Origin of the sequence: Pseudoclavibacter caeni, from assembly GCF_008831125.1 — a bacterium.
Taxonomy (GTDB): domain Bacteria; phylum Actinomycetota; class Actinomycetes; order Actinomycetales; family Microbacteriaceae; genus Pseudoclavibacter_A; species Pseudoclavibacter_A caeni.
The window spans coordinates 336,503-351,943 of record NZ_WBKA01000002.1; the positions used below are offsets into that span (position 1 = coordinate 336,503).

Consider the following 15,441-nt stretch of genomic DNA (forward strand, 5'->3'; position numbering starts at 1 on the left):
CATGCGCACGCGAGATGACGGCCGGGCCTGGCTGTCCGTCGCGGCGGTGATCGGATCCGTCGCCTGGGCGGGCAACGAGTTCACGCCACTGCTGGTGATGTACCAGCTGCACAGTGGGTTCACCACGCTCGAGGTGAACGTGCTGTTCGGTGCGTACGTGCTGGGGATCATCCCCGCCCTGCTCGTCGGCGGGCCCGTCGCCGACCGGGTCGGCCGCCGTCCCGTGCTCGTCCCGGCCCCGCTGCTGGCGATGGCGGGCAGTCTCGCCCTGGCCCTGTTCCCGGGATCGCTGGCGGCGCTGCTCGTCGGGCGGCTGCTGTGCGGGGCCGCTCTGGGCCTCGCGATGGCGGTGGGCAGCACCTGGATCAAGGAGCTCTCCCAGGCGCCGTGGGATCCGACCGCCGACGCTGGTGCGGGCGCGCGCCGGGCAGCGACGACCCTGAGCCTCGGCTTCGGCACGGGCGCGCTCGTCGCCGGGGTGATCGCGCAGTGGGGGCCGGCTCCGACGCTGCTGCCCTATCTGGTCACCATCGGGGTGATCGCCCCGGCGATGGCGTGGATGCTGCGACGCGCTCCCGAGACCCAGCGCCGGGCCGTGCTCTCCACGGCGCACAGCCGGTCCCGATCGCGGTTCGCGCTGCTCGCCGAGGAGGGGGTCGATCCGCGGGTGCGGCGGCAGTTCCTGCTCGTCGTCGCCCCGGCCGCCCCGTGGGTGTTCGGCTGCGCGGGCACCGCGTACGCGATTCTGCCGACCCAGCTGCGTCCGGCGGCGTCGGGGCTGGAGATCGCCTACAGCACGCTCACCTGCGTGGTCGGACTCGGCTTCGGCGTCGGCGTGCAGCCGCTCGTGCGCCGGCTCGACCGCGCCGGCGGGCGGCACATGCTCGTCGCCGGGCTCGGCGTGGCCGTCCTGGGGATGCTGCTGGCCGCGTTCGCCCTGGCGGCCCCGGGCGCGGACGGCGCCGGGTCGGCCGCCACGGCGCTGTGGCGGGGCGTGATCGCGGCGGCGGTGCTCGGCACCGGGTATGGGACGCTACTGGTCAGCGGCCTGCAGATCGTGCAGCGCATCGCCCCGCCGGGCCGGCTCGCGGCGTTCACCGCCGTGTACTACGGGCTGACCTACCTGGGGTTCTTCATGCCGGCCGTGCTCTCCGCGATCACGCTGGCCACCCCGGCGACGCATCCCGGGCTCATGGTGACCGGCGCCGTCCTCGCTCTGGTCACCGGGGCGTGGGTGTGGGTCGCGAGCGCCCGCCTGCGCACCGTCCCGACGCCGGCCGAGCCCCGCGCCGAGGCCGAGCCCCAGCCGGCGTGAACCTGTTCCCAGAGGCGAGGACAGGCGGTCCGGCCGTCAGCACCACCAGCGTCCACTCGCCCGCTGCCGGATGTGCTGCCCGGGCCGCGACGCGGATGCGCCCGCACGCCGCGGTCCGGGCGCCCTCGGTGTCGACGGCGCCCGGACGGCGGGGTTGCTAGCGTGAACTCATGAGCTTCCTCGCGCTGCTGGCCGTCACCGCGGTCGCCCTGTTCGGCCCGCTGCTGAGCTGGGCGACCCGGTGGCGCGCCCCGCTGCTCGTCGGGCAGATCATCGGCGGCGTCCTCATCGGTCGATCGGCGCTCGGCCTGGTCGACGCCGGCGACCCGATGTTCACGCTGCTGGCGGACATCGGCTTCGCCCTGACCATGTTCGTCGCCGGCACCCAGGTGCCGCTGCGGGAGCCCGGGCTGCGCCCGCTGCTGCTGCGCGGGGCCGGCCGTGCCCTGCTCGCCTCCGCCGCAGCGCTCGGCCTCGGAGCCCTCGTCGCCCACTTCTTCGGTTCACCCCACTGGCTCGTCTACGCCGTCGTGCTCGGCTCCTCGTCGGCGGCGCTGGTGCTGCCGGCGATGCGCCAGGTCGGGCTCGCCGGCCCCGAGGTCACCGCGACGATGGCGCAGGTCGCTCTCACCGACACGGTCTCGATGGTGCTGCTGCCGCTCGTGCTCGATCCCGGCCGGGCCGGGCGGATGCTCGCCGGCGCGGCACTCATCGCCGGCTGTGCGGCAGCCCTGGTGATCGGTCTGCGCTGGCTGGCCCGCCGCGGGATGCTGCGCGCCGAGCACCGGGTCAGCCACTATGAGGGGCTCGCCCTCGAGCTGCGCGTCACCCTCGTGATCCTGTTCGCCCTGGCCGCGATCGCCGCGCAGACGGCGGTGTCGATCATGATCGCCGGCTTCGCCACCGGGCTCGCGATCACCGCCGTCGGCGAGCCGCGCCGGCTCGCGAAGCAGGTGTTCGCCCTCTCCGAGGGGTTCTTCTCGCCCCTGTTCTACGTCTGGCTCGGCGCCTCGCTGTCGATCGTCGATCTGTGGCGCCACCCGGAGACCGCGCTGCTCGGCGTCGTGCTCGGCGCGGGCGGCATCCTCGCACATCTGGCCGGACGCCTCGTCGGCCAGCCGGTGTCGCTGGCCGCCCTCGGCGGGGCGATGCTCGGCGTGCCCGTCGCGGCGGCCACGATCGGCACGCAGACGGGCGCACTCGCCGACGGGGAGCCCACGGCGCTGGTCGTCGCGGCGCTGACGAGCGTGCTGCTGCTCGCCAGCACCGCCGCGCTGGCCCGGCGCCGCTTCGGGCCCGCCTCTCCGACACCAGTCGCACACGACTCCGCCGCACCGGGGGCGCGCGGATAGGGTGACCGGCATGTCGAGCTCCCCCACGCATCCCGTGACCACGCCGATCCCCCGCGTCGCCCCCGACGACGACCCAGCCGACCGCATCACCCTGCGGTTCATGACCCTGCCTCAGGAGGTGACGAAGTCAGGCCGCTCCATCGCCGCCGGCCGCGTGCTCGAGTGGATCGACCGGGCCGGTTACGCCTGCGCGGTCGGCTGGAGCTCCGCGTACTGCGTGACCGCCTACGTCGGCAACGTCCATTTCACCCGACCGATCCGGCCGGGGTCGATCATCGCCGCGCATGCGCGCATCATCCACACCGGGCGCACCAGCATGCACGTGCTCGTGCAGGTCGAGTCGGCCGACGTGCGCACCCGGGACTTCCAGCCGGCCTGCGACTGCATCCTCGTGTTCGTCGCCGTCGACGACGCGGGCAGCCCCACCCGGGTGCCCGAGTGGCGGCCCGAGGACGCCGCCGGCCGGCGCCTGCACGAGCTCGCCCTGGAGCGCATCGAGCCACGCGAGCGCATCCGCCGTGCGATGGCCGACCAGACGTACACCGGGCGGGGCACTGCCCCGGAGACGGTGTTCCGGTTCCTTGCCGCCCCACAGCACGCCAACTGGGGCGGCAAGACCCACGGCGGCACGGTGATGCGCTGGATCGGTGAAGCGGCCGACACCTGCGCGACCGGGTGGACCGGACGCGACATGGTGAGCGTCTACTCCGGCGGCATCCACTTCGTGCGCCCTGTCCCGATCGGCGACATCGTCGAGATCCGCTCCCGGCTGCTGCTGACCACCCCGCGCAGCGTGCACGTGAGCACCCAGGTGCGCACCGCCGACCCCGCACACCCGGCCGACCTGCGGCTGACGACCCGGTGCATGAGCGTGCTCGTCGACGTCGCCGACGGGCACGCCCGCCTGGTGCCGCAGTGGAGCCCGGTGAGTGACGAGGATCGCCGTCTGGAGCGGCACGCCCGCGAGCTGATCGCGCTGCGCCGGCTGATGCACCCGATCCCGCTGTCGCTCGCCGCGGTCTGAGCGGCGCGGCGCAGGCGCCGCCGATACGTGGGGTGGTGACGACGCGACCGCCCGTCTGGGGGCCCGCCCCGTGGCGTCCCGGTCGACGCCCCGATCCCCCGCGACCGACGCTCCCCTGCACGACCTCAGCCGAGCAGCCCCGTGGACATGAGCCACCCGCCGAGCGCTTGCCAGCCGACGAACGCGACCGTGTCGAGCAGCAGGTGGGCGACCACGAGCGGGGCGACGCCGCCCCACCGGCGCGCGGCGGCCAGGAACACCGCCCCCATCACCGCGTTGCCGAGGAACGCCCCGAACCCCTGGTAGAGGTGGTAGGCGCCGCGCAGCAGCGAGACGAGCACCGTGACCGTCGCCCAGCCGTGGCCGAGCTCGCGCAGCCGGATGACGAGCCAGCCGGAGACGATCGTCTCCTCCACGAGCGCGGCCTCCAGCGCGCTCAGCAGCAGCACCGGCACCGTCCACCAGCGCGCGTCAAGGCCGCTGGGCACGACCAGCGCGGTGACGCCGAGCGCCCGGCCCGCCGCGTACAGGGCGAGCCCCGGCACGCCGATCATCGCGGCGAGCAGGGCGCCCCGGCCGAGCGTGCGGGCGTCAGGCGGCGCGCCGAGCCCGAGCCGTGCCGCCCCGCCGCGCAGCCCCGACCCGGTGTCGGGCCGCATCCGCACGCCCAGCAGCCACAGCACGAGGGCGACCGGGACGAGCCCCAGGCCGAGGTCGGCCAGCTGCACGGCCAGGTCGAGCCAGGGTGTGCTCGCCCGCTGCGGGTTGAGGGTCGTCGACTGTCCGGAGAGCCCGCCGGGTGCCAGCAGCTTCGCGGTCAGCGAGAGGACGGCGGAGACCGCCGAGGCGCCGAGGGTCATGCCGAGCACGATCCACACCTCGGCGCGCGTGCGCGCCCGCCGCCAGGGAGCGATCGGTCGAGCCTGAGGCCAGTGCGCGCGCATGCGACGATCCTAGAGGCACTCCCAGGCTCTTCACGATTGTGAGGTGCGGGGTTGGTCTGGCCCCTCCGGCTTCGAGCAGACTCCGCGCGATGCAGTGGGTCGGATTCCTGGCCCCCTCGGTCGACCCGCAGGGTCGAGTCGCGCAGGCGCTCGAGGCGTCCGTTGATCGTCTCGGTCGACCCGTTGCTGGTTCCGTTGCTGGTTCGGCTCCGGGCCGGTCGATGAATGCGAGGAAGTCCGCCGAGCGCTGCTTCGTGGCGCGGCCGGGCTCGCCTTGTCCGACGCGCCGGGCGGGGACGCCACTGCTGACCGCGTCGATCACAGCCTGTGCCACGGCCCTGGCGTCTTATCGGGTTCACGTCAGCTCGAGTTCACGACAGGCGGCGATCATGCGCTGGCAGACGCCCCAGGTCACTTCGACCTCGACAAGCTCCTCGACAGCGGACAGCGCCTCGCATCTGGCCCTCTGCCTGCCGGTGAGCAGGCTGTCACCGGTGTGGAGGGTGCGGCGTGCCTTGCAGAGCGGGGCATTCTCATCCCGCGGCGCCCGAACAGATCCTGCTGGACGCGGCGCCGGCAGACATCGAGCGCGTCACGAGTGAGACGAACGACATGGAAGGAATCCATGACCGGCGTCGCGTCGGGGAGTTCTTCGGCCGCAGCGGTCCTGAGCCCTGCGAACCCATCCATCCCGACCACCTCAATCCGCTTGCTCCATTCCCCGGGCCTTTCAGCGAGCCACTGCCTGAACACGGCCCTCGCCCTGCCCTCGACCATGTCCAGCAGCCTGGCGGGGCCCGTCTTGGCGCGGACTGGGGTGAGGTCGATGATCACGGTGACGTCGTTGTCACCGAACCTCGTGTGACGACAGACATGCTCGTCGACACCGATCGTGGTCACCCCGTCGAACCTCGTCGGGTCGCCGATGAGCCGCCGTCTGCCTTCGGCGAGGATCGCGGTGTTCGCGGTATGCCACGACACCCCGAGACCTGCCGCGGGGGGGGAGCTGGTCGATGACGATCCCCCGCAACACCCACGAACACCCACGCCACGCCGAGGCGAGAGGTCTTCGCCCGCGGCGACAAGCCGAACTCGTCGAGGCGGCAGAACGTGGTCAGGTCAGGGGTCGCGAACGTGGGTGGAGCACGTCGAGGCCTTTCAGCGGTGGTGAGCGTGAAGAACCTCCATCATCCGGGGGACCTCGCCCCCCTGCCCGGCCAGCGACGCGCTCAACCGACTACACCCACGATCGCGAAGAGCCTCTTCCATTCGCGGGAATCGTCAGCCGGCACGGTCTTGTCACAGCACACCTCTTCACCGGCCGAGCAGGTCGCATGCTGCCAGAACGGGATCCGCCACGGCTGTCACCGCCGACCACGCCGCTCCCGCCTGGCGACCGACATCCCCGTCCACGGCCTTGCGGCGAAGGGCGCCGTGGGCACGGTGTCCCCTGCGGTATCGTGGACGGCGTCCCCGAAAGGAGCGCACATGGTCGACGACCGCGAGACGCACTCGGTGTTCTTCGTCTCCGACGGCACCGGGATCACCGCGGAGACCCTCGGCAACACGCTGCTCACCCAGTTCCCCGAACAGCGGTTCGTGCGCGCCACGATCCCCTTCGTCAACTCGGTCGAGTACGCCCGCAGCGTCGTGCGCCACATCGACGCGCTCGCAGCGACCCAGCCGATCCCGCTCGTGTTCTCCACGGTCATCTCCGACGAGATCCGCCAGGTGTTCTCCGGCAGCCGCGCGCTCGTGATCGACCTGCTCGGCGAGCACACCCACCGGCTCGAGGCCGCCCTGGGCGTCGAGGCGAGCCACGCCCCCGGGCGCGCCCACGGCCAGGGCGATCTGGAGCGCTACAACGCCCGCATGTACGCCGTGGAGTTCGCCATCGAGCACGACGACGGGCAGAGCCTGCGGGCGCTCGACCGCGCCCAGATCATCCTCATTGCCCCCTCCCGGTGCGGCAAGACCCCGACGACGATGTACCTCGCCCTGCAGCACGGGGTGTTCGTGGCGAACTACCCGCTCATCCACGAGGACTTCGACTCCCCCGACCTGCCCGCGCCGATCGCCCCGCTGGCCGACAAATGCTTCGGTCTGCTCTCCACCCCGGAACGGCTGAGCGAGGTGCGCCAGCAGCGCCGCCCCGGCTCCCGCTACGCCTCCCTGGACCAGTGCCGGCACGAGCTGCGAGCGGCGGAGATCATGTACCGCGACCACGGCATCCCGTTCCTCAACTCCGCGAACAAGTCGGTCGAGGAGATGTCGTCGATCATCATCCACCAGATGCATCTGGCGGTCTGAGCCCGACGCCGCCGCAGGCCGCACAGGCGATGGCGCCCGGTGCCCCGGATCCACAGGGTCCGGTCGCCGCCGGTAATCATATTGCGACTATACTTTTTCGCGTGCGTCCACGAGACCCGCGGACGCGACCGTGCAGGGCCACTCACTTATAAGGAGACCAGTGTCCGAGAACATCCTGTGGTTCACCGAGGCCGGGCTTGACGACATCGACCGTGTCGGCGGCAAGAACGCGTCGCTGGGCGAGCTGATCCAGAATCTGTCCAGCGCCGGGGTGAACGTGCCCGAGGGCTTCGCGACGACCTCCGAGGCGTTCCACACCTTCCTCGACGAGTCGGGCGTGCGCGACCACATCTTCCGCACCCTCGCCGACCTGGACGCCGATGACGTGACCGCTCTGGCCGCGGCTGGACGCGACATCCGCGCGAAGGTGCGCGAGACGCCGTTCCCCGAGCGGCTCGAGGCCGACATCCGCACCGCCTTCGAGAAGCTCACCGAGTCGTACGACGACCCCACAGCCGTGTCGTTCGCGGTCCGCTCCTCCGCCACCGCCGAGGATCTCCCCGACGCGTCCTTCGCCGGCCAGCAGGAGACCTACCTGAACGTACGCGGCATCGACCACGTGCTCGCCGCGATCAAGGAAGTCTACGCGTCGCTGTACAACGATCGCGCGATCGCCTACCGCGTGCACAACCACTACGATCACGAGGACGTCGCGCTGTCCGCCGGCATCCAGCGGATGGTCCGCAGCGACATCGGCGCCTCCGGCGTCATGTTCACCCTCGACACCGAGTCCGGGTTCACCGACGCCGTGTTCATCACGAGCGCGTACGGCCTCGGCGAGGGCGTCGTGCAGGGCGCGGTCAACCCCGATGAGTTCTATGTGTACAAGCCGGCCCTGCGCGCCGGCCGACCGGCCATCCTCAAGCGCTCGGTCGGCACCAAGGCGCTCAAGATGGTCTACACCGAGGACGAGGCCGTCGGCCGCACCACCGAGTTCGTCGAGGTGCCCGAGGCCGACCGGCGTCGGCTGAGCCTCACCGACGACGAGGTGCAGCAGCTCGCCCGTCACGCCCTCGCCATCGAGGAGCACTACGGACGCCCGATGGACATCGAGTGGGGCCGCGACGGCCTCGACGGCCGCCTGTACGTGCTACAGGCCCGTCCCGAGACCGTCCGCTCCCGCGAGCAGGGGTCGCACACCCTCGAGCGCTTCGACATCGGCGCCGACAAGGGCGACGTGCTCATCGAGGGCCGCGCGATCGGCCAGCGCATCGGCGCCGGCCCCGTGCACGTGCTCGACTCGCTCGACCAGATGGCCGACTTCGCCGACGGCGAGGTGCTCGTCGCCGACATCACGGACCCCGACTGGGAGCCGATCATGAAGAAGGCCAGCGCGATCGTCACGAACCGTGGTGGGCGCACCTGCCATGCGGCGATCATCGCCCGCGAGCTCGGCATCCCGGCCGTGGTCGGCACCGGCGACGCGACCCGCGCCCTCGCCCAGGGCCGCGAGGTCACCGTCTCGTGTGCCGAGGGCGAGACCGGCTTCGTCTACGACGGCCGGGCCGACTTCGAGCTGAAGCGCACCGAGCTCGACCACATGCCGGAGATCCCGGTGAAGATCATGATGAACGTGGGCACCCCGGATCAGGCGTTCACCTTCGCGAAGCTGCCCAACAGCGGCGTCGGCCTCGCCCGGCTCGAGTTCATCGTCAACCGCCAGGTCGGCATCCACCCCAGGGCACTGCTGGAGCTCGACGACCAGACCCCCGAGCTGCGCGCCGAGATCGAACAGCGCATCGCCGCCTACGACAGCCCCACCGACTACTTCGTCAAGCGGGTCGCGGAGGGCGTGTCCATGATCGCCGCCGCGTTCGCCCCGAAGCCCATCGTCGTGCGCATGAGCGACTTCAAGTCAAACGAGTACGCCAACCTGCTCGGCGGTGACCGCTACGAGCCGCACGAGGAGAACCCGATGCTCGGCTGGCGCGGCGCCTCCCGCTACGTCTCCCCCGACTTCAAGGCCTGCTTCGAGCTGGAGTGCCGGGCCATGAAGCTCGTGCGCGACGAGATCGGGCTGACGAACGTGAAGCTCATGGTGCCGTTCGTGCGCACCGTGCACGAGGCCCGCGGCGTCGTCGACCTGATGGCCGCCAACGGGCTCGTCCAGGGTGAGAACGGTCTGGAGATCTACATGATGTGCGAGATCCCGAGCAACGCGCTGCTCGCCGACGAGTTCCTCGACGTCTTCGACGGGTTCTCGATCGGCTCGAACGACATGACCCAGCTGACCCTGGGCCTCGACCGCGACTCCTCCCTCGTCGCCGACGAGTTCGACGAGCGCGACCCCGCCGTGCGGAAGATGCTCGGCATGGCCATCGAGGCCGCCAACCGCCGCGGCAAGTACGTCGGCATCTGTGGCCAGGGCCCGAGCGACCACCCGGATCTGGCCGAGTGGCTCGTCGACCAGCACATCGTGTCGATCTCGCTCAACCCAGACACGGTCGTCGACACCTGGCTGGCGATCGCCGAGCACGAGAAGGCGCGCGCCGCGCAGGCCTGATCGCGGCGGCCGCCACGGCGGACGTGGCGGGCCACCGGAGATGTTCTCCGGCGGCCCGCCCCGTCGTGCGTCCGCCTGTCCGCTAGCTGTTCCAGAGCCCGAACGAGGCCGCCAGCCTACTGATCTTCTTCGCCCGCGAGAGCCGGGGCAGCCAGCTGCCGTCCGCACCGGAAACGCCGGCCGCGTCCTTGTCGAGCAGGTCGCGCGCCCAGGCGATCTCCGACGGCGTCGGCGAGAGGTGCTCGTTGACCTGGGCGAGCTGTCCCGCCCGCACCACGAGCTTGCCGGTCATGCCCATCTCCGTGGTCACCTGACAGGCGGATGCGATGACGGCCGGGTCGTCGCTGAGCACCGGCCCGTCGATGGGACCCGGCAGCTCGCCGACCCGAGAGGCGACGACCATGCGGCTGCGCGCGTAGGCGAGCGCCATCGGGGTGTTGCCCGCACCGGTGTCACGGCGGAAGTCCCCCACGCCGAAGGCGAGCCGGAACGTGCCCGGCGCCTTCGCGATGAATGGCGCGTTCTCGATGCCGAGTCCGCTCTCCAGCAGCGCCACGACCGGGGTGCCCGGGTTCAGCAGCTGCCCGGTGAGCGCGACCTGGTCGGCCGTCTCCGTCTTCGCCAGCATGACGCCGCGGAGCCCTGTCGCCCCGCGCAGCGCCTCCACGTCATCACGCCACAGCTCGGTGCCCGCCGGGTTGATGCGCACCCAGGCGCTCATCCCGTCGTTCAGCGCCGTCGTCGCGAGCTGCCGCGCGGCCGGCTTGTCCTCGTCCGGCACGCCGTCCTCGATGTCGAAGACGACCGAGTCGGCCTCGCTCGCCAGCGCGTCCAGCAGTGTCTGCTCGTCCCGCGGCGGAGTCAGCAGCCAGCTCCGGGAGAGCTTGGCCGGCAGACTCGCCGCACGTTCGTTCCTGATGCCCATGGCGTCCATGGTAGCCACGTGGGATGCCGGTGTCGGCCCGCGCCGGCGTGCCGGCGATCCGCGCCCGGCGCCGCTCCACCGCCATGCCGTCGGTCGAGCGAGGCTCGAGCGCCACCCGGCCGACGTGCCCCGGTCAGCGCGACCCCGCCCCGTCCGGCCCGCCGACCGGGCTCCCATCCGGTCCGATCACCGGGATCTCCGTGGTGACCACGGGGATCGACGCCGTCAGCAGCGTCCCGTCCTCGCGGCGCAGCCCGTCGAGATCCTCGATCTCGGGCTCGCCTGAGATCACCGGCCCCTGCCCGGCGAGCGGCACCCGCACCGGCTCGCCGCGACGCACCGTCCACGCCTCGCCGTGCACGGAGAACTCCAGCGCGTCGCCCTCCTCCACCTCCGCGGCCAGCGCGTCCGCAGCGAGCGTGAACCGCACCCGGGTGCCGGCGACCGTGAGCGGGAACGACAGCGCCCGCCACTGCGCGGGCAGTCGCGGGTCGAAGGAGATCCGGCCGCCCGTGTCACGCATCCCGCCGAAACCGGCGACGATCGTGCTCCACACCCCGCCGGCCGAGGCGACGTGCACCCCGTCGTCGGTGTTGTGGTGCAGATCGCACAGGTCGATGAACAGCGCCGACATGAAGTGGTCGTACGCGAGCTCCTGGTAGCCGACCTCGGCGGCCATGATCGCCTGCACGCCGGCCGACAGCGTCGAGTCGCCCGTCGTCAGCGGCTCGTAATACTCGAAGTCCGCGCGCTTGTCCGCCGGGGTGAACGCCTCGCCGCACAGGTAGAGGGCGAGCACGACGTCCGCCTGCTTGACCACCTGGTAGCGGTAGATGACGAGCGGGTGAAAGTGCAGCAGCAGCGGCCGCTGCTCCGGCGGCGTGTGCTCGATGTCCCACACGTCCCGGTCGAGGAACTGCTCGTCCTGCGGGTGGATGCCGAAGTGGGCGTTGAAGGGGATCATCATCCGATCCGCCATGAGCTCCCAGGTGCGGATCTCCTCGTCGCCGAGGTGCAGCCGCTCGCGCGCGCGCAGCGCGTCATCCGGACGCAGCTGGGCGATCCGGGCCAGCGCGCCGCAGGCGTAGCGCAGGTTGAACTGCGCCATGACGTTCGTGAACAGGTTGTTGTTCACCACGGTCGTGTACTCGTCCGGCCCCGTCACCCCGTGGATGTTGAACCGGCGCTCGCCGTTGACGCCGCGCCAGAAGCCCAGTGACGCCCACATCCGGGCGGTCTCCACGACCACGTCGATCGCCTCGCGGGCGAGGAACGACCAGTCGTGCGTGGCCGCGACGTACTTTGCGATCGCGTAGGTGATGTCGGCATCGATGTGGTATTGGGCGGTGCCCGCCGCGTAGTACGCGGAGGACTCCTCGCCGTTGATCGTGCGCCACGGGAACAGCGCCCCCTCGAGGCTGAGCGCCTCGGCCCGACGCCGGGCCTGCGGCAGCATCTGCACCCGGAACCGCAGGGCGTTGCGGGCGACCTCCGGCGAGGTGTAGGTCAGGAACGGCAGTGCGAACACCTCGGTGTCCCAGAAGTAGTGGCCGCTGTAGCCGCTTCCGGTCAGGCCCTTCGCGGGCACGCCCCACCCCTCGGCGCGAGCGGAGGCCTGGATGAGCTGGAAGAGGTTCCAGCGCACGGCCTGCTGCACGACCGGCTGGTCGGGAATGCGCACGTCGCTGCGGGCCCAGAACTCGTCGAGCCACTCCCGCTGCTGCCGGCGCAGGCCGTCGGCCCCGAGCGCGCCGGCGCGGCGCAGCGTCCGCACGCACCGATCGACGAGCTCCTGCACCGGGTAGCCGCCCGAGGAGTGGTAGGCGACGAGCTTCGTCACGGTCGTCGTCACGCCCTCGCTCGCGTCGATCTCGAACACGTTGCGGGCCAGGTCGTCAGTGATCGTGCCCGAGACGTGCACCGGGTCGGCCGTCTCGAGCAGATGGTCCGCGGCGACGGCAACGGTCATGCCCGACTGCGCCACCCGATACCCGAGGATGCTGCGGGTGCCCTCCTGATACCGATACCGGGGCAGGTACACGCGGTGCTGGAACTGCTTGGCCTTGCGCGGCTCGATCCCCTTGCCGAGGGAGTGCTGACGCACACCGAAGTCGTCCTCGCCGTCCTGCCGGTTCATGATCTGGCACGAGACGGCGATCGGCGCGCTGCCCCGCAGCATGGTCACCTCGAGACGGAGCAGGGCGACGTGCCGCTGAGCGAAGGACGTCATCCGCTCGCTGCGGATGCGCACGATCTTCGCCGACGGCGTGCGCCAGACGACCTCGCGGGTGAGAATGCCGGTGCGAAAGTCGAGGCGACGGTGATAGTCGAGGATCTCGGCCTTGTCGGGGATGAACGGCTCATCGTCGACGTACAGCCGCATGGGCCGCGCGTCGGGGGCGTTGATCATGCTCTGGCCGACCTTCGCGAACCCGAACGCCTCCTCGGCATGCCGGATCTCCCAAGTCTCGTGCAGGCCGCTGAGATAGGTGCCCTGCTCCCAGCTGGTGCGCCCCTCCTCGTGGTTGCCGCGGAAGCCGATGTACCCGTTCGACACCGTGAAGAGGGTCTCCACGACGCCGAGATCGCTGGTGTCGAAGCGGTCCTCCCGCAGTCCCCACTCGTCGACGCGGAACCGCGTGCGGTCGATGTCGGTCGGACTCCACGGCCGGCCGAGCGCGGTCATCCCGGATGTCGTCATCGCGCGTCCTCTCCCGTCTCGCCGGCCCCGGCGGTCTCCGTCATCGCCGGCCGGCCCCGGTCGCCGCCGGCCCGTCCACCGCGGTCACGACGCCCCGGTCAGCCGCCACGCCGGCGTCCTCCGAGACGAGCTCGGCGAGATCCGCGACGACCACGTCGGCACCGGCATCGAGGAGGGCCTGGTGCCCCGCACCGCGATCGACGCCGACCACACGCCGGAACCCGCCGGCGTGTCCCGCCGCGACGCCGGAGACGGCGTCCTCGATGACGGCCGCGCGCCGCGGGGACACGCCGAGCAGACGCGCCGCATGCAGGTACGTGTCCGGGGCAGGCTTGCCGGCGAGACCGGCGGCGGCCGCGGCCACCCCGTCGACGACGACAGGCAGCCGGTCGGCGAGACCGGCGACGGCGAGCACGCGACGGGCGTTGCGGGAGCTCGAGACCACCGCGAGGGCGACGCCGCGACGCTGGAGCGCGTCGAGCAGACGCACCGACCCCGGGTAGGCGGTCACCCCGTCGCGATCGAGCCCCCGAGTGAACAGCTCGTTCTTCAGGTTGCCGAGCGCGCACACCGTCCCGAAGCCCGCAGGATCCGCCGGGTCTCCCTCCGGCAGTGTGACGCCGCGCGAGCGCAGCACCGCGGCCACGCCATCATAGCGGGGGCGGCCGTCCACGTGCTCGCGATAGTCCGCGGCGGTGAATGGCGCGGCGACGCCGAGCCGGACGAACGCGAGGGTGAAGAGCTCCTGCCACGCGCGCTCGTGCACGAGCGCCGTCGGGGTGAGCACGCCGTCCAGATCAAGCAGCACGGCGTCGAGACCGGCGAACGTCCGCGCCGGGTCGCGGCCCGGTCGGTCTGCGCTGCGGGTGATGGTGTCCACGCGTCCCACTGTAACCGGCGCACCGGCGGCGCGCACCGATGGCGCCAGGACGTCCGGACACGACGGAGGGCCACCGCCCCTGGGATCCGGGACGACGGCCCTCCGACCGATCATGCGAGGTGACGAATCAGACCTCCACAGCCTCCGCGAGAGTGACGGCCTGGCCGATGCCGCCCATCACCGAGGCGATGCGGATAGCATCCCACACCTGCTCGCGAGCGATGCCCTCCTGGCGCACGGTCGCCTCGTGGGAGCCGAGGCACTGCTCGCAGCCATTGATGGCGGAGACCGCCATCGACCACAGCTCGAAGTCGGCCTTCTCGACGCCGCCGGAGCGGCCGATGATGTTCATCCGCAGGCCGGCTCGCATGTCGTCGTAGGCACCGTGCAGGAAGTGGCGGGCACGATAGAACACGTTGTTCATGCCCATGATCGTCGCCGCGCCGAGCGCGGCCTGCAGAGCGGTGTCGCTCAGGTGCTCGCGCGCCTCGGCGACGACCTCGACGATGACCGACTCGACCCGGGTGGCCGCCGCGGTGGCGACAAGCGTGCCCCACAGCTGCTGCTCGGTCAGTTGGCTGTCACGGACGAGCGTGCCGATCGTCAGCTTGAGGTCCTTGGCGTACTCCGGGAGCCCGTTCTTCAGGTTCTCGATGCTCATGCGTGCTGCAGCTCCGCGAATGCGTCGATGGTGGCCGCGCCCTTCTTCCAGTTGCAGGCGCACAGCTCGTCCGACTGCAGAGCGTCGAGCTGGCGCAGCACCTCGTCGGTGTTGCGGCCGACCGAGCCGGCGTCGACGGACACGAACTGGATCGTGTTGTTCGGGTCGATGATGAACGTCGCGCGGTCGGCGACGCCCTCGTTGTTGAGCACGCCGCACGCGGTCACGAGCTCGCGCTTCACGTCGCTGGCGAGCACGATGGGCAGGTCACGCAGCTCCTCGTGCGAGCGCCGCCACGCGTAGGTCGCATACTCGTTGTCGACCGAGGCGCCGAAGATCTCACAGTCGCGGTCGGCGAAGTCGCCGGCCAGCTTGCCGAAGGCGGCGATCTCGGTGGGGCACACGAAGGTGAAGTCCTTCGGCCAGAAGAAGACGACGCGCCACTTGCCCGCCTGCTCCTTCGACGAGACGGTGGTGAAGTAGTCCTCCGGCTTGGACGCCTCGACCTGGGTCAGGTCGCCCGGCACCACGCCGGTCAGTTCGTACTCGGGGAACTGGTCGCCGATCGTCAGCACAGCCATTTCGTGTCTTCCTTCCGTCACGGATCACGCCACGCGGGGTGCGCGGCGCGGGGAGGGGCGACGACTACCAGCCGCCGCTCTTTTGCCTGACTCAAATATACGTCGCCGCGGGGCGTTCCTCAAGCGACGCGTGTGAACATCAGATGACAAGACGCGGGCGGCCTCGCACGGCTGTCCGCGGGCGA

11 protein-coding genes and 1 pseudogene are annotated in these 15,441 nt (G+C 71.4%); 5 read left to right on the top strand and 7 right to left on the bottom strand.

The genetic code is table 11. The features are described from left to right. Position 1: 1 nt before the first annotated feature. From F8O02_RS04015 to F8O02_RS04025, 3 genes are all read left to right on the top strand, one after another. Entirely contained in the window at positions 2-1,315 is a 1,314-nt protein-coding gene (locus tag F8O02_RS04015) for an MFS transporter (RefSeq protein ID WP_158035944.1), read from the top strand. A gap of 170 nt (positions 1,316-1,485) precedes the next feature. Beyond that, entirely contained in the window at positions 1,486-2,667 is a 1,182-nt protein-coding gene (locus F8O02_RS04020) for a cation:proton antiporter (protein ID WP_158035945.1), read from the top strand. 10 nt (positions 2,668-2,677) lie between these two features. After that, the gene (locus F8O02_RS04025) at positions 2,678-3,691 is read left to right on the top strand and encodes an acyl-CoA thioesterase (protein ID WP_158035946.1); all 1,014 of its coding nucleotides are present in this window, start codon (positions 2,678-2,680) and stop codon (positions 3,689-3,691) included. 125 nt (positions 3,692-3,816) lie between these two features. Here the strand turns inward: F8O02_RS04025 and F8O02_RS04030 are convergent, their stop codons facing one another. Together F8O02_RS04030 and F8O02_RS04035 are read right to left on the bottom strand one after the other, a co-directional pair. Beyond that, on the bottom strand, positions 3,817-4,635 hold the full coding sequence (locus F8O02_RS04030) for a CPBP family intramembrane glutamic endopeptidase (protein ID WP_158035947.1): 819 nt from the start codon (positions 4,633-4,635) through the stop codon (positions 3,817-3,819). 43 nt (positions 4,636-4,678) lie between these two features. Beyond that, positions 4,679-5,753: pseudogene (locus tag F8O02_RS04035) on the bottom strand (ISL3 family transposase); the annotation flags it as partial. 370 nt (positions 5,754-6,123) lie between these two features. Between F8O02_RS04035 and F8O02_RS04040 the strand changes: the two are divergent. Both F8O02_RS04040 and ppsA read left to right on the top strand, forming a co-directional pair. Beyond that, a complete protein-coding gene (locus tag F8O02_RS04040) occupies positions 6,124-6,945 on the top strand; it encodes a pyruvate, water dikinase regulatory protein (RefSeq protein ID WP_158035948.1) in 822 nt (273 codons plus the stop codon). Between the two features lie 160 nt (positions 6,946-7,105). Then, complete coding sequence (gene ppsA, locus F8O02_RS04045; protein WP_158035949.1) at positions 7,106-9,508, top strand: phosphoenolpyruvate synthase; 2,403 nt, start codon at positions 7,106-7,108, stop codon at positions 9,506-9,508. A gap of 82 nt (positions 9,509-9,590) precedes the next feature. Here the strand turns inward: ppsA and F8O02_RS04050 are convergent, their stop codons facing one another. From F8O02_RS04050 to F8O02_RS04070, 5 genes are all read right to left on the bottom strand, one after another. After that, positions 9,591-10,433, bottom strand: a complete 843-nt coding sequence (locus tag F8O02_RS04050) for an HpcH/HpaI aldolase/citrate lyase family protein (protein WP_158035950.1) — start codon at positions 10,431-10,433, stop codon at positions 9,591-9,593. Positions 10,434-10,566: 133 nt separating this feature from the next. After that, positions 10,567-13,134, bottom strand: coding sequence for a glycoside hydrolase family 65 protein (locus F8O02_RS04055; protein ID WP_225734099.1), 2,568 nt, complete (start codon positions 13,132-13,134; stop codon positions 10,567-10,569). A 40-nt stretch (positions 13,135-13,174) separates the two neighbouring features. Then, on the bottom strand, positions 13,175-14,005 hold the full coding sequence (locus tag F8O02_RS04060) for an HAD family hydrolase (RefSeq protein WP_225734107.1): 831 nt from the start codon (positions 14,003-14,005) through the stop codon (positions 13,175-13,177). Between the two features lie 136 nt (positions 14,006-14,141). Further along, entirely contained in the window at positions 14,142-14,675 is a 534-nt protein-coding gene (locus F8O02_RS04065; protein ID WP_158035952.1) for a carboxymuconolactone decarboxylase family protein, read from the bottom strand. Next, a complete protein-coding gene (locus tag F8O02_RS04070; RefSeq protein ID WP_158035953.1) occupies positions 14,672-15,256 on the bottom strand; it encodes a peroxiredoxin in 585 nt (194 codons plus the stop codon). The genes F8O02_RS04065 and F8O02_RS04070 overlap by 4 nt, the downstream gene beginning before the upstream one ends. Positions 15,257-15,441: the final 185 nt, after the last annotated feature.

Bases quoted from the DNA above. Each gene is read 5' to 3' on its own strand.
- F8O02_RS04015 (WP_158035944.1), top strand. From the start codon at position 2: ATGCGCACGCGAGATGACGGCCGGGCCTGGCTGTCCGTCGCGGCGGTG.
- F8O02_RS04020 (WP_158035945.1), top strand. From the start codon at position 1,486: ATGAGCTTCCTCGCGCTGCTGGCCGTCACCGCGGTCGCCCTGTTCGGC.
- F8O02_RS04025 (WP_158035946.1), top strand. From the start codon at position 2,678: ATGTCGAGCTCCCCCACGCATCCCGTGACCACGCCGATCCCCCGCGTC.
- F8O02_RS04030 (WP_158035947.1), bottom strand. From the start codon at position 4,635: ATGCGCGCGCACTGGCCTCAGGCTCGACCGATCGCTCCCTGGCGGCGG.
- F8O02_RS04040 (WP_158035948.1), top strand. From the start codon at position 6,124: ATGGTCGACGACCGCGAGACGCACTCGGTGTTCTTCGTCTCCGACGGC.
- F8O02_RS04050 (WP_158035950.1), bottom strand. From the start codon at position 10,433: ATGGGCATCAGGAACGAACGTGCGGCGAGTCTGCCGGCCAAGCTCTCC.
- F8O02_RS04055 (WP_225734099.1), bottom strand. From the start codon at position 13,134: ATGACGACATCCGGGATGACCGCGCTCGGCCGGCCGTGGAGTCCGACC.
- F8O02_RS04065 (WP_158035952.1), bottom strand. From the start codon at position 14,675: ATGAGCATCGAGAACCTGAAGAACGGGCTCCCGGAGTACGCCAAGGAC.
- F8O02_RS04070 (WP_158035953.1), bottom strand. From the start codon at position 15,256: ATGGCTGTGCTGACGATCGGCGACCAGTTCCCCGAGTACGAACTGACC.